Genomic DNA, 22,100 nt, shown 5'->3' on the forward strand with positions numbered 1-22,100 from the left:
GCATCCTCGTGATGCGATCGCCCGGACCGGTCGGACAGAGGTCTCAGTCAGCGCCGATCAGGCGAACCACCACCGCTCCATCCAGCGCATGCCGTCGACGTCCCAGTTCGAACCCATGACCTCGGGATGCGCGACCTTGTCGGTATGCGCGAAGACCCAGGATGCGAACATCGGGATGACGGCGCCGCCCTGCTGGTTCACGATGGCCTGCATCTCGTAATACATCTGGCGACGCTTGTCCTCGTCCAGTTCACCGCGCGCCTTGACCAGCAGTTCGTCGAACCGTTCGTTCGACCAGAACGTGTCGTTCCAGGCCGCGCCGGTCTGGTAGGTGGTCGTGAACATCTGGTCCTCGACCACGCGGCCCGACCAGTAGACCGCCGAGAACGGCTTTTTCATCCAGACATCGGACCAGTAACCGTCGTTCGGTTCGCGCACGACCTTGACGTCGATATCCGCGGCCTCGGCCGAGTTGCGGAACAGCAGGGCCGAATCGACCGCCCCGAGGAAGGCCGCGTCGGCGGCAGAAAGACCGACCGACAGACTGTCGAGCCCGGCCTGCTTGAGGTAGTACCTGGCCTTGTCGGGATCGTAGGTCGTCTGCTCCAGCTCGTCGTTGAAATAGCGCTGGCCGCGGCCGATCGGGTGGTCGTTGCCGACGACGCCGTAACCGAAGAGGATCTTCTCGACCATCTCCTCGCGGTTGACCGCGTGTTTCAGGGCCAGCCGGACATTGTTGTCCGTGAAGGGGTCCTGATTGGTCAGCATCGCGAAGGTGTAGTGCAGGTTGCCCGGCACCGACTGGATCTTGATGTTCGGATTGCCGCGCTGCATGAGGCCGACCGTCTTGAGGTCGAGGCGGTCGATGGCGTCCACGTCGCCCGAAACCAGGGCCGTGGTCCGCGCGTTCTGGTCGACCAGCGACAGCATCTCGATCGAATCGAAGAAGGCGCGGTCGTCTTGATAATAGTTCTCGTTCCGCTCGAAGCTCGCCACGACACCGGGGTCGAAATCCACCAGCTTGTAGGAACCGAGACCGTCGCCGGCGCGCCAGTCGACCTTGCCGTCTTTCACGGGAAGGATGTTCAGGTGGTAGTCCGACAGGACGAAGGGGAAGTCGGCATTCGGGCCCGAGAGCTTGAACACCACGGTGTCGTTGCCCTCGGTCGTGATCTCGGAGATCGGTTCGACGATCGGCTTGGCGGCCGAGGTCGAGTTTTCGCCGCGGTGATAGTTGATGGATTCCACCACGTCCTCGAGCGTCACGGTCTTGCCGCTGTGGAACTCGACCCCCTTGCGCACCTTGAACCGCCATTCCGTGGCGTCGTCCGTGGCCTCCCAGCTTTCGGCCAGTTCCGACTTGATCGAGCCGTCGGCGCCCACTTCTGTCAGGCGCGAGTGCAGGCCATGCGACAGCGAGGTGGTAAAGCTGTTCTCGTACGTGGCGGGGTCGAGCGTGTCGGTGGTCGAGCCGTGGCCCATCCCGAAACGCAGGTGGCCGCCGCGCTTGGGCTGCTGCGCGCGGGCCGCACCCCACGGCAGCGTGGCGGCCGCCGCGGTGGCGGCCGTCGTCTTGAGGAACCCGCGGCGATCCAGCGAGCCGCCTTTGATAATGGACATGAAGTGTACCCTTCTGTTGATGTGCTTGATGTGTTGATTGATGCGTCAATCAAACACGATCCGGAGATCCGTTCAACGGTTTTGGCCCCGGGCCCGCGCCGGCTGCGATCAGCATATACACGTCAAAGGACACGCTGCGCGGGTGGTTCGGGTCCAGCGACAAACGGGGACCTCGACGGCTGGACCCGGCACCGCCGGTCCATCCTCACCCTAGCGCAACCTGGTCCGTTCGTCAGCCTTTGCCCTGCATGATCCAGGATTTGCAGTATCTCCATGCGCCTTCCAGACCGATGTCGAGCGCTCGCATCAGGAACACGCTGAACTGGCGGCGCTCGCCGGTGAACCGTCCGCCCTCTTCGAAGGCTTCGCGGAATCGCTCGTCGAAAAGCCACGGGTTCCGCGTCGCCACACCTCCGGCAATGAAGACCCCGCCGGTCGCGCCGAAGCTGAGGGCGAAATCCCCGGCAAGGCTCGCCAGGTGGGTCCGGAACATGTCGACCGCGCGTGTCGCCGCCGCGTCCCCACCGGTTCTGGCGGCCGCCAGCACGGCGGCGGCGTCGAGGTTGCGGGCGCCGTCGCCTTCGGAGATGCGGACCGCGTCGCAGAGCACGGGCAGACCGCTTCCCGACAGCAGCAAATCCGCTTCGATCACGAGGGAAGTGCCGTAAAAGGCCTCGGACTGAAGATCGCGCAGCGCTTCGAAGACCGGGATCTCGGACCGGTCGCGCGGCGCAATTCCGACGTGCCCGCCTTCGCTCGCCACGCTGGTGAAACGGCCATCCTGCGTCTCGACAAGGGCGCCGACACCGAGTCCCGTTCCCGGGCCGATCAGGAACCGGTTGCCGTGCCGGGGCAGGTCCGGCGGCCCCGCGACATGGCACAGGTCGGTCTCGGTCAGGCCGAGCGTCGCCCAGGCCACCGCCGAGAAATCGTTGATCAGCCGCACCGCCCGGGCGCCGGTCCGCTGCGCGACATCGTCGCCGGAAAGAACGTGGCGGGCATTGGTGATCTTCACGCTGTTGTCCCTGACCGGCCCGGCAACCGCCAGCACCGCGGCTTCGGGCGGCGTGCCGATCCGGTCGCAGAACTGGGCCGCGAGGTCCGGGATCGATGCCTCGGACTGGGTCCGGAAATCGGCCTGGTCGATCCGCCCGTCGTCGCGATAGGCCCCGAAGCGGACATTGCTGCCACCGATATCGGCAACGAGGAACCAGGGATGAGACATTGCGTGGGTCTTTCTTTCGGACGGGCAGTGCGGAATTCGGTCGGCGGTCTGCGGTTACGCCAGGCTGGCTAGCGTGACAACGAAATGCGTCGGTTGGCGGAAACCTTCTGCCAGGGCGAGACGGTGCCGTCGGGCCAGATCACGCGCAGGTCGGCGGTCCCGGCCACGCCCAGGCCGAAGTGCTGCGGACCGGCGCTGCCGCCCGCGTGCCCCCCACCGACCGTGATCTCTCGGATATGCCTCCGGCCACCCGCCCTCAGTTCGAGAAAGGCCCCGACAGCCTGTGGGTTCGGGGGGCTCTGTGCCACATCGACGCTCAGCCAGTTGCCGCCCGGCGTGACATTGGCATGCACCTCCATCTCGGCGCGGCGATTGACCACGGCGAGGTCCAACCGGCCATCGTTGTCGAAGTCCGCCAGCGCCGCGCCCCGAGATCGTGCGACCGAGGCGACCCCCGCCGCGACCGAGACCTCGGCGAAACTGCCATCTGCCTGCTGCTGAAGAAGCGAATTCGGATCCTCCATCGCCGCGACGGGCATCTGTTCGACGTTCCCCTTGGCGACGAAGATGTCGTCCCGCCCGTCATTGTCCACATCGCCGAAAGCCGCGTGCCAGCCGGTCGAGGGGCGCCCGTCGCTGCCGATGTGCGGCCGGTGCGCCGTCGTGCCCCTGTCGTATGTCGCATCGCGCCACGTCGGCCCGCCGGTGTCCGGATCGAAGACCTGGAACTTCTGGTCCCCCATCGAGGTCAGGTAGACCTCGGGATACCCGTCCCCCGTCACGTCGCGCGAGGCGATCCCCATGCCCCAGAGCGCATAATGTCGCCAGCCCTCGTCCTCGGAATAGAGACGCGGGACCGCTTCCATCTTCCAGAGCTGTTCCTGCCCGCCCCGCACGTAATAGTGCCTGTCGTTGGAGACGCGCAGATCGGCGCGCCCGTTCCTGTTCCAGTCCGAAAACAGCATGGAGAGAGCGCAATGCCCCGGCCGGAGCATCTTTGCCGCACCGTACCGCCCCCCCTCGGGGCGGTAGAGCAGGGTCGCGTCGCAGGCCTCGAACGGTCCGTCGGGGTCGCGGCGGTCGACATAGGTGCCGAAGGCCAGCGTCGGCAGGCTATTGCCCGCCTCCCAGGTGGCGGAAAAGGCGGTTGTCCAGCGGTCGTGGGAGACGAAGCCGAGATCATCCTCGAAGGGGCGGAAGTCGCAGTCGGGAAGACCGCGCATCAGGCGGTCCGGCCCGACCCGCAGGATGACGAGGTCCAGTATCCCGTCGCCGTCGATATCCAGCGGATAGGCCCCCGTCACCCCGGTCAGCGCCAGGGGCTCGGGCGTCTCGGCCACGAACGAGACACCCCCCTCGGACCGGTTGCGGAACAGCGCCGCGGCGTTCGCTCCGCCGGCGGCGTAAAGCTCGGGCAGATCGTCGCCGTTGCAATCGAAGCTTGCAACGCCCCCGCCGACGAAATGCTCCCACCCGCCGTCATAGACATGCGCCGGCATGTCGACCTGCTGAAAAGCAGGCTGAACGGGGTCCGCCCGCCCGATGCCCGTCCCGAGGAGGCCGCCCAGAACCAAGACCAGAACCGCTATCACCAGACTAGGCCGCATCCTGCGTTCCCCGTTCCCGGATCTTCAGGATCGTCACCATCTCGATACCAAGTGCGGCCGCCCCTTTCGCCCACATCATCTCGTCCAGGTTGCGCACCGTGATCTCGGGCAACGGCGCATCGACCTGCACGGTGTTTCGCCGCAACGAGGTCAGCATGGCTTCGGTATAGGGATGATCGAAAGGAGGACGAGACCGCGCCAGCACGATATGTTCCGGATCGAAGAGGTTGACGAGGTTGGCAAGCGCCACCCCCAGGATCTGCGAGGCGCGGTCCAGCACCTCGCGCGCCAGCCTGTCGCCGTTCCGCGCGGCGTGGAGGATGTCCTGGATCGACTTCGCCGCATCGCTCTGCTGGCCCGTGGATGTGTCTCTGACAAGGGCATAATCCCCGACATAGGCCTCGAGACACCCCCGCTGGCCGCACTGGCAGAGCGCGCCGCCGAACTGCACTTTCATGTGGCCCAGCTCGGCCCCGCAGCCGCGTTCGCCGCGATAGAGTTCTCCGTTCAGGATGATCCCCATGCCAACACCATGTTCCAGCGTGACGACGAGGAAATTGCTCAGCCCCCGCCCGGCGCCGAAGAGATGCTCGGCCTTGGCGACGAGGTTGGCATCATTGTCGAGAAAGGTGGGGCACGGCAGATGCTTGCGGAACAGCGGCGCGAAATCCACGTTGCGTTCGGTCACGGACGAGGACCAGTGCATGAAGCCGGTCTCGCCATTGACGAAACCGGGTATCCCGAGCGACAGGCCGGCGATCCGGGCGGTGTCCAGACCGTGCCGCGCGCAGGCCGCATCGAGTGCGCGCCGGACCTCCTGCACCAGCCCGTCCGGATCCATGCACGACGCCTCGAGCGGCGAGACGAAAGAGCCGATCTCGTCGCCCCGGAAATCCACGATCATCACCACGATCGCCTCCCGCGCCACCTTGAGTCCCGCGACGGCGAAGGCCTCGCCGTTGATCTGCAACATCACCCTCGGCCGGCCGCGCTGCACGTTCTCGGAGGGCATCCGCCGTTCCTCGCGGATCAACCCCGCGTCCAGCAGCGCGCCACAGGCCGAGGTCACTGTGGCCGGGCTGCTGTCGAGCGCGCGCGCGATGTCCGTGCGTGAAATCGTCCCTGCCGAGCGGATGCACTGCAGCACGCGCAGCCGCGTCGCATCCCGCGCATCCAACGTGCCGGCCGGCGCAAAATCCGAAGTCATGAATCGCTGCTCTCCCAGGTCCGGTTGGACGGTAGCATTAATTCACTCGCTGAAGAAATTTTTATTTTGATCGGTGAAATAATTGTGCAGGATAGGGGCGTCAGCGCAGATTCGATGAGAAGTCGAAGCGCGCCCCGACAACGCGACATTGGGAGGAACATCATGAAACTCTTTGCGACCGCGGCCTTCGCCGCGCTTATGGGCACATGCGCCTATGCCCAGACGATCGGCGTCAGCTGGTCGAATTTCCAGGAAGAACGCTGGAAGACCGACGAGGCCGCGATCATGGAGGCGCTGGACGAAGCCGGGGCCGAATACATCTCGGCCGACGCGCAATCCTCGTCCAGCAAGCAGCTTTCCGACATCGAAAGCCTGATCGCCCAGGGCGTCGACGCGCTGATCATCCTGGCGCAGGACAGCCAATCGATCGGCCCGGCCGTGCAGGCCGCCGCCGACGAGGGCATCCCGGTCGTCGCCTATGACCGCCTGATCGAGGACAGCTCGACCTTCTACCTGACATTCGACAATGTCGAGGTCGGCCGGATGCAGGCGCGCGCCGTGCTCGAACAGCAGCCGACCGGCAACTACGTCATGATCAAGGGCTCGCCGACCGACCCGAACGCGGACTTCCTGCGCGGCGGCCAGCAGGAGGTCCTGCAGGAGGCCATCGACGCCGGCGACATCACCATCGTCGACGAGGCCTATACCGACGGCTGGCTGCCCGCGAATGCGCAGCGCAACATGGAACAGATCCTGACCGCCAACGACAACGAGGTCGATGCGGTGGTGGCCTCGAACGACGGTACCGCCGGCGGCGTGGTCGCCGCGCTGACCGCGCAGGGCATGGACGGAATCCCGGTCTCGGGTCAGGACGGCGACCACGCCGCCGTGGGCCGGGTCGCCAGGGGCACCCAGAGCGTGGCGGTCGGGAAGGACGCCCGCTAACTGGGGAAGGCCGCGGGGGAGATCGCCGGGGCCCTGGCCAGCGGCACCGAAATGTCCTCGATCGAGGGGGCGGAGGAATGGACCTCTCCCGCGGGGACCACTCTGACCGCCAAGTTCCTCGAGCCGATTCCGGTGACCGCCGAGAACCTGTCGCTGGTCGTCGATGCCGGCTGGATCACGCAGGAGGCGCTGTGCCAGGGCGTCACCGACGGCCCCGCCCCCTGTAACTGACACCACTCACGGAGCGGCCCCGCAAGGGGCCGCGCCCATGCCGCCCCTCGGGAGGGACCACGTTGACCGACACGACGACCCAACAGGTCACGCGCCAGCCAAGCCGGAACCTGTTCCAGAAACTTGAAATCGACATGCGCCTTCTGGGCATGATCGGCGCCTTCGTCCTGCTGTGCATCGGCTTCGACATTGTGACCGAGGGCCGGTTCCTGACCCCGCGCAACATCTTCAATCTGACGATCCAGACCGTTTCGGTGGCCATCATGGCCTGCGGCATGGTCTTCGTGATCGTCACCCGCCATATCGACCTTTCCGTCGGCGCGCTGCTGGCGACCTGCTCGGCCGTGATGGCGATGACGCAGACGCAGATCCTGCCCTACGTGCTGGATTTCGGCCTGAACCACCCGGCGACGTGGATCATCACGATTGTCGTCGGCCTTGTCGCCGGGACCATCATCGGCGCCTTTCAGGGCGCGCTGATCGGATACCTGACGATCCCCGCCTTCATCGTGACGCTCGGCGGGTTCCTCGTCTGGCGCAATGTGGCGTGGTACCTGACCGGCGGCCAGACGATCGGCCCGCTGGACGAGAATTTCCGCAAGCTCGGCGGCATCAACGGCACGCTCGGCGAAACCTGGAGCTGGGCGCTCGGCCTGATCCTGACGGTTGCCGCCCTCTGGGTGCTCTGGACCTCGCGCCAGGCCCGCGCGCGGCACGGTTTCGCGGTCAAGCCTCTCTGGGCGCAGGGGGTACTGTCTGCGATCTTCGCGGCGGCGATCCTCGGCTTCGTGGCGATCCTCAACGCCTACGAGATCCCCTCGCGCCGCCTGGAGCGCATGTTCGAGGACCGGGGCGAGATCCTGCCGGAGGGGCTGACCATCGGCTACGGCGTGCCCTTTTCGGTGCTTATCCTGATCGTCGTCGCCATCGTGCTGACCATCGTCGCCCGCCGCACGCGCTTTGGCCGCTACATCTTTGCCACCGGGGGCAATCCGGACGCGGCCGAACTTTCCGGCATCAATACCCGCTGGCTGACCGTCAAGGTCTTTGCCCTCATGGGGTTCCTCTGCGCCCTGTCGGCGGTTGTTGCCTCGGCCCGCCTCGCCAACCATTCCAACGACATCGGCACGCTCGACGAACTGCGCGTCATCGCGGCCGCGGTCATCGGCGGAACGGCTCTGTCGGGCGGGATAGGGACGATCTACGGCGCCGTCCTCGGCGCGCTCATCATGCAGGCCCTGCAGTCCGGCATGGCGATGGTCGGGGTCGATGCCCCGTTCCAGAACATCGTCGTCGGCGCGGTTCTGGTGCTGGCCGTGCTGATCGACATCCTTTACCGCAAACGACTGGGAGCGTGACGATGGTGGACAGAAGCGGAACCCCCCTCGTCGAAATGCGCGACATCTCGGTCGCCTTCGGCGGGGTCAAGGCGGTCGACCATGTCACCGTCGATCTCTATCCGGGCGAAGTCGTGGGCCTGCTGGGCCATAACGGCGCCGGCAAATCGACCCTGATCAAGGTTCTTTCGGGCGCCTACCAGGGCACCGGCGAAATCCGGATCGACGGCAGGCCGGTGCAGATCACCAATCCCCGCGACGCCCGCGCCAACAATATCGAGACGATCTACCAGACGCTCGCGCTGGCCGACAATCTCGACGCGACCTCGAACCTCTTTCTGGGCCGCGAACTTGTGACGCCCTTCGGCCTCGTCGACGACGCCGCGATGGAGGCCGAGTGTCGCAAGATCATGGGCCAGCTCAACCCCAACTTCCAGAAGTTCCACGATCCCGTTTCGGCACTGTCGGGCGGGCAGCGGCAGTCGGTGGCCATCGCGCGGGCGGTCTATTTCAACGCCCGCATCCTGATCATGGACGAACCGACCGCCGCGCTCGGCCCGCACGAGACACAGATGGTCGCCGAGCTGATCCAGAAGCTCAAGGCGCAGGGGATCGGCATCTTCCTGATCGACCACGACGTGCATTCGGTGATGGACCTCTGCGACCGGGCTTCGGTCATGAAGAACGGCCAGCTGGTCGGCACGGTGAACATCCCCGACGTCACCGACGACGACCTGCTGTCGATGATCATCCTGGGCAAGATGCCCGGTGCGGCTCCGGCGGCCTGACCGGCGCCCTTGACCTCGCTGCCCCGGCTCCGCGCCGGGGCCACTCAGCCCCCTACTTGAAGGAATGCAGCCATGAGCACAGGATTTTTCGACGGCATCGACAGGATTGCCTACGAGGGACCCGACAGCACCAACCCGCTGGCCTTCCGGCACTACAACCCGGACGAGACGGTCATGGGCAAGCGCATGGAAGACCACCTGCGGTTCGCCGTCGCCTACTGGCATTCCTTCGCATGGGAGGGGAACGATCCTTTCGGCGGCCAGACCTTCGTCCGGCCCTGGCACCCGCAGGACGACATGGGCCGGGCCAGGCTAAAGGCGGACGTGGCCTTCGAGATGTTCGAGATTCTCGGCAATCCGTTCTTCTGCTGGCACGACGCCGATGTCCGCCCCGAACAGGGGAACTACGCCGACAACCTCGCGACGCTGGAAGAGATCACCGACTACCTCGGCGAGAAGATGGAGACCTCGGGCACCGGCCTGCTCTGGGGCACGGCCAACATGTTCAGCCACCGTCGCTGGATGTCCGGCGCCTCGACCAATCCCGACCCGGATGTCTTCGCCTTTTCCGCCGCCACCGTGAAGGGCTGCATGGACGCGACCCACAAGATGGGCGGGCAGAACTATGTCCTCTGGGGCGGGCGCGAAGGCTACGAGACCCTGCTCAACACCGACATGGGGGCCGAACTGGACCACATGGGCCGGTTCCTGTCGATGGTCGTCGACTACAAGCACAAGATCGGCTTCAAGGGCACGATCCTGGTCGAGCCGAAGCCGCAGGAGCCCTCGAAGCACCAGTACGATTTCGACGTCGCCACCTGCATCGGCTTCCTGCGGAAATACGGTCTGGAGAAAGAGGTCAAGCTGAACATCGAACAGGGCCACGCGATCCTGGCCGGACATTCCTTCGAGCACGAACTGGCGCTGGCCGCGTCCGAGGGGATGCTCGGCTCGATCGACATGAACCGCAACGACTATCAGTCGGGCTGGGACACGGACCAGTTCCCGAACAACACGCCCGAGGTGGCGCTGGCCTATTACCACATCCTCAAGTCCGGCGGCTTCGACACCGGGGGCACCAATTTCGATGCCAAGCTGCGGCGCCAGTCGCTCGACGCCGAGGATCTGATTGCCGCGCATGTCGGTGCGATGGACATCTGCGCCCGGGGGCTGAAGGCCGCCGCGGCGATGATCGAGGACGGCGGGCTTGAGGACGCACTGGCCGAGCGCTACGCCGGCTGGCAGAGTGACGCGGCAAAGGCGATGCTGGACAGCGACCTCGGGTCGATCGCCGCGCGAGTTCTGTCGGAGGGGATCAACCCGGAACCCCGCTCGGGGCGGCAGGAGATCCTGGAAAACTACGTGAACCGTTTCGTCTGAACCAAGGAGAGGGCCGCAGACATGTACCTCGGACTGGATCTCGGGACCTCCGGCCTGCGCGCCATCCTCGTCGATGACGAGGGGAACGTGCAGGGCGAGGCTGAAGCCGCCTTCGATCTCGCCCATCCGCATCCCGGCTGGTCCGAACAGGACCCCGCCGCCTGGATCGCCGCCTGCGAGACCGCCGTCGGGTCGCTGCGCGACCGGTGCCCGAAGGCTTTCGGCGCCCTGCGCGGCATCGGATTGTCCGGCCACATGCACGGCGCAACGCTGCTGGATGCCGACGACGCGGTCCTGCGGCCCTGCATCCTGTGGAACGACACCCGGTCCACCACCGAGGCCGCCGCGCTGGATGCCACCCCCGGTATCCGCGAGATCACGGGCAACATCGTCTTTCCGGGGTTCACCGCGCCCAAGCTGGCGTGGGTCCGCAACAACGAACCCGCGGTCTTCGACCGGGTCGCGAAGGTGCTTCTGCCCAAGGACTATCTGCGCCTCTGGCTGACCGGAGAGCATATTTCGGACATGTCGGACAGCGCCGGTACCGCCTGGCTCGATGTCGGGGCCCGCGCCTGGTCGGACAAGGCCCTCGAGGCCGGCGGCATGCGTCGGGCGCAGATGCCCGATCTCGTCGAAGGCAGCGCCCCCGGCGGCGAGCTGCGCCCGGCCCTGCGCGAAGCCTGGGGTCTCGACCACCCCGTTGTGGTCGCCGGCGGCGCCGGTGACAATGCCGCCGCCGCGTGCGGGTCGGGGTGCCTGGGCGAGGGGACCGGGTTCGTTTCGCTCGGCACTTCGGGCGTGCTCATGGCGGGGCGGGACAGCTACTGCCCGGATCCGGCCTCGGCCGTGCACAGTTTCTGCCATGCCGTTCCCGGCCGCTGGTACCAGATGGGCGTGATCCTCGCCGCCACGGACAGCCTCAACTGGCTGGCCCGCAACCTCCGGGAAAGCCCCGCCGATCTGGCGAACAGCCTGCCCGCCTCGGCCCAGGCTCCGTCCCCGTTGATGTTCCTGCCGTACCTCTCGGGCGAGAGGACCCCGCACAACGACACCCGCATCCGCGGCGCCTTTGTCGGGCTGGATGTCGCCATGGACCGGACCGATCTCACACGGGCGGTCATGGAAGGCGTGGCCTTCGCCCTGCGCGACAGCCTCGAGGCGTTGCGCGGGACGGGCGCGCGGTTCGACACCCTGCTCGCCACCGGCGGCGGGGCACGGTCGCGGTTCTGGCTGACGACGCTCGCGAACGTGCTGGACCTTCCCCTGTCGCTGCCCCGGGGAAGCGAACTGGGCGCCGCCATGGGGGCGGCCTCTCTGGCCAGGGCAGCTGCGACCGGCGCGGATCCCGACAGCATCATGCGGCCGCCCGAAGCCGCCGAGGTGATCGAGCCGCATCCCGAGGCCCGCGGGGCCTATGAAGCCGCGTATCAGCGCTATCGTGCCCTCTATCCCGCGCTGGCGAATGCCGGCTAGGATGAGGGGCGCGCCCATGAGCCGCGGGTCATTCCGCTGACGATCCGCGGCCCGCATCCGGGGAACCGATCAGATGAAGACCCTTGCGCTCGCCGTTCTCATCGCCCTGTCCCCGCCGGCCCTGGCGCTGGATCTGGGGCCCCGGCCCGTCTTTCCGGAAACGGATTTCGACCGTGTCCAGCTGGGGTGGCTGCTGTTCTACGACCCGATCCTCTCGGGCAATCGCGGGGTGAGCTGCGCGACCTGCCACCATCCGGACTTCGGAACCTCCGACGGCGTCTCTCTCGCGATCGGGGATGGCGGCCTCGGGCTGGGGCCGGAGCGGAGCATCGACGCCGCCAACCCGCCGGAACAACGCATTCCCCGCAATGCCCCCGGGCTGTGGAACCTCGGCGCGGCCGAATTCACCCGCTTTTTCCATGACGGCCGGCTCGAACTGGATCCCGGTCAACCGAACGGCATCCGCACGCCTCTCGGTGCCGACATGACCGAGGGGTTCGACTCTCCGCTGGCCGCGCAGGCCATGTTCCCCGTCCTGTCCGGGGACGAGATGGCCGGGCACTATTCCGAGAACGAGATCAGCACGGCGGTCCGTCAGGGGCTGCTCAGCCAGCCCGGCGGCGCCTGGGAGAGGATCGCACGACGTGTCGCGGCCATACCCGAGTATCGCGAGAAATTCGAAACGGCCCTGCCCGCTCAGCCGATCACCTTTGCCGCCATCGCCAATGTCATTGCGGATTTCATCACCTTCGAATGGCGCGCCGACGACTCTCTGTTCGACCGCGCGATGCAGGGCCGGGCCGAACTGCCGCCCGCCGCGCGCAGGGGCATGACATTGTTCTACGGCAAGGCCGGATGCAGCGACTGCCACTCCGGCTGGCTGCAGACGGATCACGGGTTCCACGCCATCGCCATGCCCCAGTTCGGACCCGGCAAGGCCGCGCGCTTCGAATCCCATGCCCGCGACGAAGGGCGCCATCGTGTCACCGGCGACCCCGGCGATGCCTATGCCTTCCGGACGCCATCCCTCCGCAACGTCACGATCACGGCGCCCTATGGTCACAGCGGCGCCTATCCCGACCTGGAATCCGTCGTCCGGCATCATCTCGACCCGGTGGCCGCGCTGCGGTCCTACCGTTCCGACTCGGCCGTGCTGCCCGACTGGCCCGAAGCGCGGGACGATCGCGTCCTCTCGGACCCGGCCGAGCTCGAGGCCATCGCGGCGGCCAGCGACCTCGGCCCGCGACCGCTCTCGGACGCCGAGGTCGGCGCCATCCTGTCATTCCTGGAAACGCTGGAAGACAGGGCGGAACGGCTGGGCATTCCCGAAGCCGTGCCGAGCGGCCTGCCCGTGGTCGGAGACTGACCTCTCAGCCCAGCCTGCGCCCGGTCTCGGCGGAAAAGTAATGCAGCTTGCCGGGGTTCGGCGCCAGGCGCAGCACCTCGCCCGGGTTCGGGGCGTCCGATCCGGGCAGGCTTGCGACCAGGTCCGTCTCGGTCTCCTCGAGCACACCGTGGACGTGGACCGTGGCGCCAAGCCTTTCGACCACCCGCACATGCAGCGGAAGCGGGCCCGCCGCGTCGGGTGTCAGGTCTTCGGGCCGCACCCCGGCGGTGACGTCACCCATGGCGGGGCTGTCGCCCGACAGCCGCTGTCCCGTCGCCGTCTCGACACCGCCCGCGCCCGCGAAACACGGCAGGAAGTTCATCGGCGGCGAGCCGATGAATCCACCGACGAAGACCGAGGCCGGGCGCTCGTAGATTTCCAGCGGCGGCCCCGCCTGCTCGATCCGGCCGGCATTCATGATCACCAGCTGGTCGGCCAGCGTCATCGCCTCGAGCTGATCGTGCGTCACGTAGATCGACGTGGTTCCCAGCCGTTGCTGCAGATCGCGGATCTCGACCCGCGTCTTCACCCGCAGCTTGGCATCGAGGTTCGACAGCGGCTCGTCGAAGAGAAAGGCGGCAGGCTCGCGCACGATGGCGCGCCCCATGGCGACGCGTTGCCGCTGACCGCCGGAGAGCTGCCGGGGCTTGCGGCTCAGATAGTCCTCCAGCCCCAGGGTCTTCGCCGCCTTGCGCACCGCCGCGTCGATGGTGGTCTTCGGCTCGCCCCGGTTGCGCAGCCCGTAGGCCATGTTGTCGTATACGCTCATGTGCGGGTAGAGCGCATAGTTCTGGAACACCATCGAGATGTCGCGCTCGACCGGCTCGAGTTCGTTCACGCGGCGCCCGGCGATCCGGATTTCGCCCCCCGTGATGGGCTCCAGTCCCGCCACCATGCGCAGCAGGGTCGACTTGCCGCAGCCCGAAGGCCCGACCAGCACGCAAAGTTCACCCGCGGCGATGTCGAAAGACAGGTCGGGGATGACCTCCACCCCTCCGGGATAGACCTTGCGGACGTTCTCGATCTCGATCTGTGCCATTCTTCTTCTTACTTCTCGGTTTCGACCAGGCCGCGGACGAACAGCCGCTGCATCCCGATGATGACGGCCACCGGCGGCAGCATCGCCAGGATGGCGGTGGCCATGATAAGATTCCACAGCGGTTGTTCCTCGCCGGCATTCGCCATGCGCTGGATCCCCATGACGACGGTGTAATAGCTCTCGTCCGTGGTCACGAGCAGCGGCCATAGGTACTGGTTCCAGCCGTAGATGAACAGGATCACGAAGAGCGCGGCCAGATTGGTGCGCGACAGCGGCACCAGGATGTCGCGGAAGAACTTCATCGGCCCCGCGCCGTCCACCCGCGCCGCCTCGGTCAGTTCGTCCGGCACGGTCATGAAGAACTGCCGGAAGAGAAAGGTCGCCGTGGCCGAGGCGATCAGCGGGATCGACAACCCGGCATAGGAGTTCAGCATCCCCAGCTGCGCCACCACCTCGTAGGTCGGAAGGATCCGGACTTCGACCGGCAGCATCAGCGTCACGAAGATCGTCCAGAACGCGAGCACCCGGAAGGGAAACCGGAAATAGACGATGGCGAAGGAGGACAGCAGAGAGATCACGATCTTCCCGATTGTGATCGCCAGCGCCATGATCAGCGAATTGAACAGCATGAGCCCGATCGGCGGCGCACCGATGGTCGACAGACCCTCGCCCAGCACCTGGGCGTAGTTCTCCCACATCTGGTCGCCGGGCAGCAGGGGGATGCCGGAATTCACGTCCCGGGCGGTATGGGTCGAGGCGACGAAGGCCAGCCAGATCGGAAAGACGAAGACCGTCACCCCGAGGATCAGGATGACATGCTGGACGATGTTCAGGACGGGGCGGTTCTCGATCATCAGTATTCCACCCGGCGTTCGATGTAACGGAACTGAATGGCCGTCAGAAGGATCACGATGACCATCAGGATCACCGACTGTGCCGCCGAGGAGCCCAGGTTCAGACCCTCGAACGCATCGCGCCAGACCTTGTAGACCAGGATGTTCGTCGCATTTCCCGGCCCGCCGGACGTGGTGGCATGGACGACGCCGAAGGTTTCGAAAAAGGCGTAGACGACGTTCACCACGATCAGGAAGAAGACGGTCGGCGACAGGAGCGGAAGCTGGATGGTCCAGAACCGCTTGACCGGGCCCGCGCCGTCGATCGCGGCGGCTTCGGTCAGCGACCTGGGAATCGCCTGCAACCCGGCGAGAAAAAACAGGAAGTTGTAGCTGACCTGCCGCCACGCCGCCGCGATGACGATCAGCGCCATGGCGTCACCGCCATCGAGATAGTGGTTCCAGTCATAGCCCAGCATGTCCATCGCATAGGCCGCGATGCCGATCGTGGGGTTGAACAGGAACCACCACAGGACGCCCGCGACGGCGGGCGCCACGGCATAGGGCCAGATCAGCAGCGTGCGATAGGCCGTGGCGGTCCGGATGACCCGGTCGGCCATCACCGCGAGGACCAGGGCGATCAGCATCCCCGAGGCCGCGACCATCGCGCTGTAGGCCATCGTGGTCCAGAAGCTCTCGAGGTAGAGCGGATCCGCGAACAGCCGCTTGAAATTCGCCATGCCGACGAATTCGGTCCGCAGGCCGAAGGCGTCCTGCCGCAGCACGGATTGATAGATCGCCTGGCTTGCAGGCCACAGGAAGAAGACCAGCGTTATGATGATCTGCGGCGCGATCAGCGCGTAAGGCAGCCAGCGATGCCGGAAGGTGACTCTCTTTGCGCGCAAGGCGGTGCTCCGGTCGGTATCGGAAAAGAGCGGCCCGGATCGGTCCGGGCCGCCCTGTCAGTGATAGGTTAGCGGGATCAGCTGTTGCTGTCTTCGAAATCCCGCAGCATCTGGTTGCCGCGCTCCTGCGCCTTCTGCAGGGCTTCGGCGGCGGTCTGGTCACCCGCCCACAGGCTTTCCAGCTCTTCGTTGATCACGTCGCGGATCTGCACGTAGTTGCCAAAGCGCAGCCCCTTGGAATTCGGGGTCGGCTCGTTCAGCGACAGCTGCTTGATCGCGGTGTCGGTGCCCGGATTGCTGTCGTAGAACCCCTGCTCCTGGCTCAGTTCGTAGGCGGCGGTGGTGATCGGGACGTAGCCCGACGCCTGGTGCCAGTCGGCCTGCACCTCAGGCGAGGACATGTATTTGAAGAACTCGGCGACGCCCTGATAGTCGGCGTCGTCATGCCCCTCGAGCACCCAGAGGGTCGCCCCGCCGATGATCGAGTTCTGCGGTTCGTCGGCTGCCACCGTGTTCAAGGGGAGCATGGCCTGACCGAATTCGAACTCGGCCTGCTCGGAGATCCCGGCGTAATAGGCCGACGAGTTCATCCACATGGCGCATTCGCCCGAGACGAAGAGCGGCAGGCTGTCGCCGCGGCGGCCGCCATACTTGAACGTACCGTCTTCCTGACTGTCGGCGATGCGCTGCAGCAGGTTGGTCAGGTCTTCGCTTTCGGCGAACTGGAACTCGGTATCGAGACCGGCGAACCCGTTCTCCTGCGATCCGATCGGCTGATCGTGCCAGGCGAGATAGTTCTCGACCATGACCCAGGACTGCCAGCCGAACGAGAAGGCGCAGTCATGACCGATGGCCTGAAGCTTCTCGGCCGCCTCGAACATCTCGTCCCAGGTGGTCGGCGCCTCTTCGATACCCGCTTCGTTCAGAAGGTCCTGATTGTACCACATCACCGGGGAGGACGAGTTGAACGGCAGCGAGAGCATGTCGCCCTCGGGGGTGGTGTAGTAGGATTTCACGGCGGGAACATACGCGTCCGAATCCCATTCGATGTCCGCGTTGTCCATCACGTCCTGCACCGGCTTCACCGCGCCCTGAGCCGCCATCATGGTGGCCGTTCCGACCTCGAACACCTGAACGATATGTGGCTGCTCGCCGGCGCGGAAGGCCGCGATCGCGGCGGTCATGTTCTCGGTGTAGTTGCCCTTGTAGGTGGCGACGACGGAATAGGTGTCCTGGCTCTCGTTGAAGCCGTTGGCGATTTCCTCGACCTTCTCGCCCAGCGCGCCGCCCATGGCGTGCCAGAAGTTGATTTCGGTCTGCGCGAGGGCAGGTGCCGCTGCAAGGGACAGGACGGTGGCCAGGGCCGTCAGCGGTTTGGTGTGAGTCATGATTCTCTCCGGAAGGTCCGTACATGCGAAACGAAGCCGCCAAGCGGCTCACGATGGAGAGAGACAACCACGACATTCGCTGCACGACAAATGAAGTTTTTTCGACACTCCCCATAAAAAGTGACGCCCGGCGGCGTCAAACATACGCTTCCGTTCGGTCCGGGAACGTCCGTGAACCTTGCCGCCTTGTGCCGGCTGGGCGGGATTTTCGCCCGGCCGGCCTCCGCGGGGGCCGTCAGGCCATGTACAGCGATTTCGCGTTCACGAACTCTTTCATGCCGAATCCGCCATGCTCGCGGCCATAGCCCGAATTCTTGACGCCTCCGAAAGGCATGTTCGGTATCGCCAGGTTGTACGTGTTGATGCAGACCATGCCGGTATCGAAATGACGCGACGCCAGTTCGCGCGCGCGCTTCTCGTTCTTCGAGAAGATCCCGCCGCCCAGACCATAGCGGCTGTCGTTGGCGATCCGCATCGCGTCCTCGTCATCGCCGGCCTTGATGACCGAGGCGACGGGGCCGAACAGTTCGTCGTCATAGGCCGGCTGGCCGGGCGCGACATCGACGAGCACGGTCGCCGGATAGTAGGCGCCCTTGCGATCCGGCACCTCGCCGCCGCAGAGCACGCGCGCGCCCTTGGCCACGCTGTCTTCGACCTGCTTGGCAAGGTCGTCCCGCAACTGGATCGACGCCATCGGCCCCAGCTTTGTCGAGCTGTCGGTCGGATCGCCGGGTTCCATCGCCTTCATGTGTTCCGTGAACCGTTCGACGAAGGCGTCGTAATTGGCCTCGGTCACGATGAACCGCTTGGCCGCCACACAAGTCTGGCCCGCATTGTAGAGGCGGCCCTGGACGCAGCTTTCCACCGCCAGATCGAGATCGGCGTCGTCCAGCACCACATAGGCGTCGTTCGAGCCGAGTTCGAGAACGGTCTTCTTCAGCACCTTCGCCGCCTCTCCGGCCACCACCCGGCCGGCGCTGTCGCTCCCCGTCAGGGTGACGCCGCGCACGTGGTCGTTGGCGATCACCTTGTCCGACTGGTCATGGTCGATCAGCAACGTGGTGAAGAGGTTCTTGGGCAGTCCCGCCTTTTCGAAAAGATCGCGCAGGTAGAGACCGCTGCCGGTGCACAGTTCCGCGTGTTTCAGCAGGATGCCGTTCCCGGCCATGAGGTTGGCCACCGCGTACCGCACCACCTGATAGCAGGGAAAATTCCACGGCTGGATGCCGTAGATGACGCCCACGGGGGCATAGGTGATGACGCCGGTGCCGCCGGGTATCTCACGCTCTTCATCCGCCAGTTCCTTGGGCCCGTTTGCTGCCGTGAAATCGCAGATCGCGGCGCACAGGTCGATCTCGTCCCGACCGTCTCCGATCAGCTTGCCTACCTCGCGCGTCATGAGCTCGGCAAAGTCTTCCTTGTTGTCACGCAGCACCTGGCCGAACGCCTTGATCTTTTCTGCACGATCCTCCAGCGACACCAGCTTCCATGTCTCGAATGCGGCGTGACAGGCCTCGATCGCCTCGGTCACCTGATCGTCGGTCATCCGGTCGTAAGTCGCGACTTCGGCTTCGGTCGCGGGGTTGATCGTCGTGATCCGGTTGCTCATGGGGCTCTCCAATCTGTTGGCTGCGTCTCTCCCCCGGAGAACGTCGAGCCGCGCGATTGTTTCCATTCCGAGGAGAACATTCGGGAATCGCAACGCAAGGTTCGGCCCCACTATTGCCGAACCGCCCTTGCGCTGACCGGAATTCGCCTATCTTCTCAAAGGGACGCAATTGGACAGGCGAATGAGAGAAACCGATAATCCCGGACGCGGTGCATGACGGACCTTTCGTCCCTCATAGCCTGCCCGCGTTGCGATGCGGTCTATTCCGTCGAGGAACCCGCGGTGGGCGAACGCGCCGTCTGTGCCCGCTGTCACACCGTCCTGATCGCGCCGCGCAAACGGGCGGGCAAGCAGATCATCGCCATTGCGCTCGCGATCGTGGTGCTCGTGATCGCGGCGACGATCTTTCCGTTTCTCAGCATCCGGGCCGCCGGCGTATCGCACAAGAGCTCGATCCTCGATGCCGCTCTGGCCTTTTCCGATTCCCCGCTCCTGGTCGTCCTCTCCCTGACGGTGGCCGCGGTGATCGTCTTCTTCCCGGTGCTGCGCGCCATGCTGGTTATCTATGTCCTCACCCCCCTGGTGTTCGACCGACCGCCCTATCCCGGCGCGGTCCGCGCCTTCCGCCTTTCCGAAGCCCTCCGCCCCTGGTCCATGGCCGAGATCTTCGCGATCGGCTGCGCCGTGGCGCTGGTCAAGGTGGCGGATCTGGCCCAGGTCGCCTTTGGTCCGGCCTTCTGGATGTTCGCGGCGCTTGTCGTTCTGATGGTCATTCAAGACAGTTTCATGTGCAGGTACTCGGTGTGGAAATCCCTGGAAAGATAGGCACCGCGCGCGAGATGGGGCTGGTCGCCTGCGATCGCTGCACCCGGCTCTGGCCGATCGGCACGCCCCGCTGCGGCCGCTGCGGTCATCGCCTGGCCTCCAGGGATCGCATGTCGCTGCAAAGGGTCTGGGCCTGGTGGATCGTCGCGCTGATCTGCTACATCCCCGCAAACACCTATCCGATGCTCTCGACCCGGATGCTCATGTCCACCGACGAGGGCACCATCGTCGGCGGTGCGCTGGAACTGGCACAGCACGGCGATTATGCCGTCGCGATCATCATCATCGTCGCCTCGGTCTTCATTCCGATCGGCAAGTTCATGGCGGTCGCGGCGCTCGCGCTCGGCGTGCAGCACGGCAGCCGGATGTCCGCCCTGCGTCGCCAGCAGCTGTACGAGGTTGTCGAATATATCGGCCGCTGGTCGATGATCGACGTCTTCGTCGTCGCGATCCTGTCGTCGCTCGTGCAACTCGGCGCGCTGGCGTCGATCAAGCCGGGTACCGCCAGCCTGTTCTTCGCCCTGTCGGTGATCTTCACCATGCTCTCGGCGCAGAGCTTCGACAGCCGGATGATCTGGGACAAGTCCCCGGACCCCACCCCCGAACCCGCAAAGGCCCCCGCGTGACAGAAACGCCCCCGAATGTCCCCATCCGGCCCACCGGCCGCAGTCTGCTGGAACGGCTCTCCATTGTCTGGCTGATTCCTCTCGCCGCGCTCGTCATCGCGCTGGGCGTCGCGTGGCAGAGCTATGCGGATCGCGGCCCTCTGGTCGAGATCACCTTCGAGAATGCCTCGGGCGTGGTCGCGGGCCAGACTCAGCTGCGTTATCGCGACGTTTCGGTCGGGCTCGTCGAGAGCATCGGCTTTACCGACAATCTCGACCATGTGGTGGTCGGCGTGCGGCTGGACCGGTCGGTGGAAGAGTACGTCGACGACGACGCGCAGTTTCACGTGGTGCGCCCGGAGATCTCGGCGCGCGGCGTCTCGGGTCTCGAGACGGTGCTGTCGGGCGTATACATCGAAGGCGTCTGGGACCAGACAGCGAACGGCTTTGTCCAGCGACACGAAGGGCAGGATGCGCGTCCCCTGGCCGTCGGTCAGGAGGGTGCCCTGCATTTCATCCTGCGCGCGACCCCCGATGCGGGCCTGACCGAGAACGCGCCGATCGTCTACCAGGGGATCGAGGTGGGCCGGATCGGCAGTGCCAGCATCACCGAGGACGGGCGCACGGTCGAGGCCGAGGCCGTGGTCTTCGCGCCACATGCCAGGTTGATCACCACCTCGACCCGGTTCTGGGACGCATCGGGTTTCCGCTTCTCCCTCGGGGCCGGTGGGGCCCGGCTCGATTTCTCCTCCGTCGCCTCCCTGGTGTCGGGCGGCGTGACCTTCCGCACCGTCGTGTCGGGCGGAGAGCCGGCCCAGGATGGCGACAGCTATCTCGTCTACGGCGACGAGGGCGCAGCCCGCAGCAGCGTCTTCAGCGAAGAAGAAGGGCCCTCCCTCGATCTCACGGCGATCTTCGATGACAACGTCTCGGGTCTTGCGGTGGATGCCCCTGTCGATCTCGGCGGCGTTCGCATCGGACGGGTCACGGCCCTGAACGGTATCGTCGATCCCGACAGGTTCGGCGATGACCGGGTCCGGCTGGCGGCCACGCTCTCGGTCAATCCCGCCCGGCTCGGGCTCGAGGGCGAGGCCGGCCCGGACGAGGCGCTCGATTTCCTCTCGCGCCGTGTCGAGGAGGGGTTGCGCGCCCGGCTCGTCTCGGCCTCGCTCCTTTCGGCCGGTCTGAAGATCGAGTTCATCACGGAAGACGACCCGTCGAACCCGGACGCGCGGATCGACGCGACGGCCGAGCCGAACCCGACGGTCCCCACCACCGACAGCGACATCGCCGATGTTTCGGCGACGGCCGAGGGTGTCTTCGAGCGGATCAACAACCTCCCGATCGAGGAACTGCTTCAAAGCGCGATCGGCCTGATGGACAATGTGAGCCGTGTCGCCGGGAGCCCGGACCTTCGCGAACTGCCTTCGGATCTGCGCGGCGCCGTGGGGGACGTGCGGGACACCGTGGGCGACGTCCGCAGCATCCTCGCCTCCGAAGAGCTTCAGGAGCTGCCAACCCGTTTCACCTCGCTCGCCGACGAGATCGAGACGCTGGTCGTCTCGCTGAACGAGCAGGACGCCGCGGGACGGATTCTTGCCGCCGTCGACGCGACGGAAGAGGCGGCGGAAAGCGTCTCGTCCTCGGTGGCCGGCATTCCCGACCTGATCGACCGGTTGAACGCCGTCGCGGCCAA

The 22,100-nt window shown here is 65.9% G+C and carries 17 protein-coding genes and 1 pseudogene; 9 read left to right on the top strand and 9 right to left on the bottom strand.

The genetic code is table 11. The annotated features are described in order from the left end of the window. Positions 1-57 precede the first annotated feature (57 nt). The 4 genes from OB2597_RS16255 to OB2597_RS16270 form a co-directional block, all read right to left on the bottom strand. Positions 58-1,620, bottom strand: a complete 1,563-nt coding sequence (locus OB2597_RS16255) for an ABC transporter substrate-binding protein (protein WP_009806698.1) — start codon at positions 1,618-1,620, stop codon at positions 58-60. Positions 1,621-1,852: 232 nt separating this feature from the next. Then, on the bottom strand, positions 1,853-2,845 hold the full coding sequence (locus OB2597_RS16260) for a glucokinase (RefSeq protein ID WP_009806699.1): 993 nt from the start codon (positions 2,843-2,845) through the stop codon (positions 1,853-1,855). Between the two features lie 68 nt (positions 2,846-2,913). Then, complete coding sequence (locus tag OB2597_RS16265) at positions 2,914-4,452, bottom strand: CRTAC1 family protein (protein WP_050759246.1); 1,539 nt, start codon at positions 4,450-4,452, stop codon at positions 2,914-2,916. Beyond that, on the bottom strand, positions 4,442-5,659 hold the full coding sequence (locus tag OB2597_RS16270) for an ROK family transcriptional regulator (protein WP_009806701.1): 1,218 nt from the start codon (positions 5,657-5,659) through the stop codon (positions 4,442-4,444). The genes OB2597_RS16265 and OB2597_RS16270 overlap by 11 nt, the downstream gene beginning before the upstream one ends. 162 nt (positions 5,660-5,821) lie before the next feature. Here OB2597_RS16270 and xylF point away from each other — a divergent pair. The 6 genes and pseudogenes from xylF (at position 5,822) to OB2597_RS16300 (ending at position 13,179) form a co-directional block, all read left to right on the top strand. After that, positions 5,822-6,835: pseudogene (gene xylF, locus OB2597_RS16275) on the top strand (D-xylose ABC transporter substrate-binding protein). Positions 6,836-6,897: 62 nt separating this feature from the next. Continuing rightward, entirely contained in the window at positions 6,898-8,193 is a 1,296-nt protein-coding gene (locus OB2597_RS16280) for a sugar ABC transporter permease (RefSeq protein ID WP_009806704.1), read from the top strand. A gap of 2 nt (positions 8,194-8,195) precedes the next feature. Then, complete coding sequence (locus OB2597_RS16285) at positions 8,196-8,960, top strand: ATP-binding cassette domain-containing protein (protein ID WP_040609407.1); 765 nt, start codon at positions 8,196-8,198, stop codon at positions 8,958-8,960. A 72-nt stretch (positions 8,961-9,032) separates the two neighbouring features. Further along, positions 9,033-10,340, top strand: coding sequence for a xylose isomerase (xylA, locus tag OB2597_RS16290; protein WP_009806706.1), 1,308 nt, complete (start codon positions 9,033-9,035; stop codon positions 10,338-10,340). 21 nt (positions 10,341-10,361) lie between these two features. Then, a complete protein-coding gene (xylB, locus tag OB2597_RS16295) occupies positions 10,362-11,813 on the top strand; it encodes a xylulokinase (protein WP_009806707.1) in 1,452 nt (483 codons plus the stop codon). Between the two features lie 73 nt (positions 11,814-11,886). Further along, positions 11,887-13,179, top strand: a complete 1,293-nt coding sequence (locus OB2597_RS16300; protein WP_009806708.1) for a cytochrome-c peroxidase — start codon at positions 11,887-11,889, stop codon at positions 13,177-13,179. A 4-nt stretch (positions 13,180-13,183) separates the two neighbouring features. Here OB2597_RS16300 and ugpC read toward each other — a convergent pair whose 3' ends face one another. From ugpC to OB2597_RS16325, 5 genes are all read right to left on the bottom strand, one after another. Continuing rightward, on the bottom strand, positions 13,184-14,239 hold the full coding sequence (gene ugpC / locus OB2597_RS16305; protein ID WP_009806709.1) for a sn-glycerol-3-phosphate ABC transporter ATP-binding protein UgpC: 1,056 nt from the start codon (positions 14,237-14,239) through the stop codon (positions 13,184-13,186). Between the two features lie 8 nt (positions 14,240-14,247). After that, complete coding sequence (gene ugpE, locus OB2597_RS16310; protein ID WP_009806711.1) at positions 14,248-15,093, bottom strand: sn-glycerol-3-phosphate ABC transporter permease UgpE; 846 nt, start codon at positions 15,091-15,093, stop codon at positions 14,248-14,250. After that, the gene (gene ugpA / locus OB2597_RS16315; protein WP_009806712.1) at positions 15,093-15,977 is read right to left on the bottom strand and encodes a sn-glycerol-3-phosphate ABC transporter permease UgpA; all 885 of its coding nucleotides are present in this window, start codon (positions 15,975-15,977) and stop codon (positions 15,093-15,095) included. Before ugpA ends, ugpE begins: the two co-directional genes overlap by 1 nt. A gap of 77 nt (positions 15,978-16,054) precedes the next feature. Next, positions 16,055-17,365, bottom strand: a complete 1,311-nt coding sequence (ugpB, locus tag OB2597_RS16320; protein WP_009806713.1) for a sn-glycerol-3-phosphate ABC transporter substrate-binding protein UgpB — start codon at positions 17,363-17,365, stop codon at positions 16,055-16,057. 235 nt (positions 17,366-17,600) lie between these two features. After that, positions 17,601-18,974, bottom strand: coding sequence for an NAD-dependent succinate-semialdehyde dehydrogenase (locus tag OB2597_RS16325; protein WP_009806714.1), 1,374 nt, complete (start codon positions 18,972-18,974; stop codon positions 17,601-17,603). A gap of 213 nt (positions 18,975-19,187) precedes the next feature. Between OB2597_RS16325 and OB2597_RS16330 the strand changes: the two genes are divergently transcribed. From OB2597_RS16330 to OB2597_RS16340, 3 genes are all read left to right on the top strand, one after another. Beyond that, on the top strand, positions 19,188-19,799 hold the full coding sequence (locus OB2597_RS16330) for a paraquat-inducible protein A (protein ID WP_009806715.1): 612 nt from the start codon (positions 19,188-19,190) through the stop codon (positions 19,797-19,799). A 14-nt stretch (positions 19,800-19,813) separates the two neighbouring features. Continuing rightward, positions 19,814-20,425, top strand: coding sequence for a paraquat-inducible protein A (locus OB2597_RS22205; protein WP_009806716.1), 612 nt, complete (start codon positions 19,814-19,816; stop codon positions 20,423-20,425). Beyond that, positions 20,422-22,100 (top strand): PqiB family protein (locus OB2597_RS16340; protein WP_009806717.1); only part of this gene is annotated, 1,679 nt, incomplete at its 3' end. The genes OB2597_RS22205 and OB2597_RS16340, both read left to right, overlap by 4 nt.

This window comes from Pseudooceanicola batsensis HTCC2597 (assembly GCF_000152725.1).
Lineage (GTDB): Bacteria > Pseudomonadota > Alphaproteobacteria > Rhodobacterales > Rhodobacteraceae > Pseudooceanicola > Pseudooceanicola batsensis.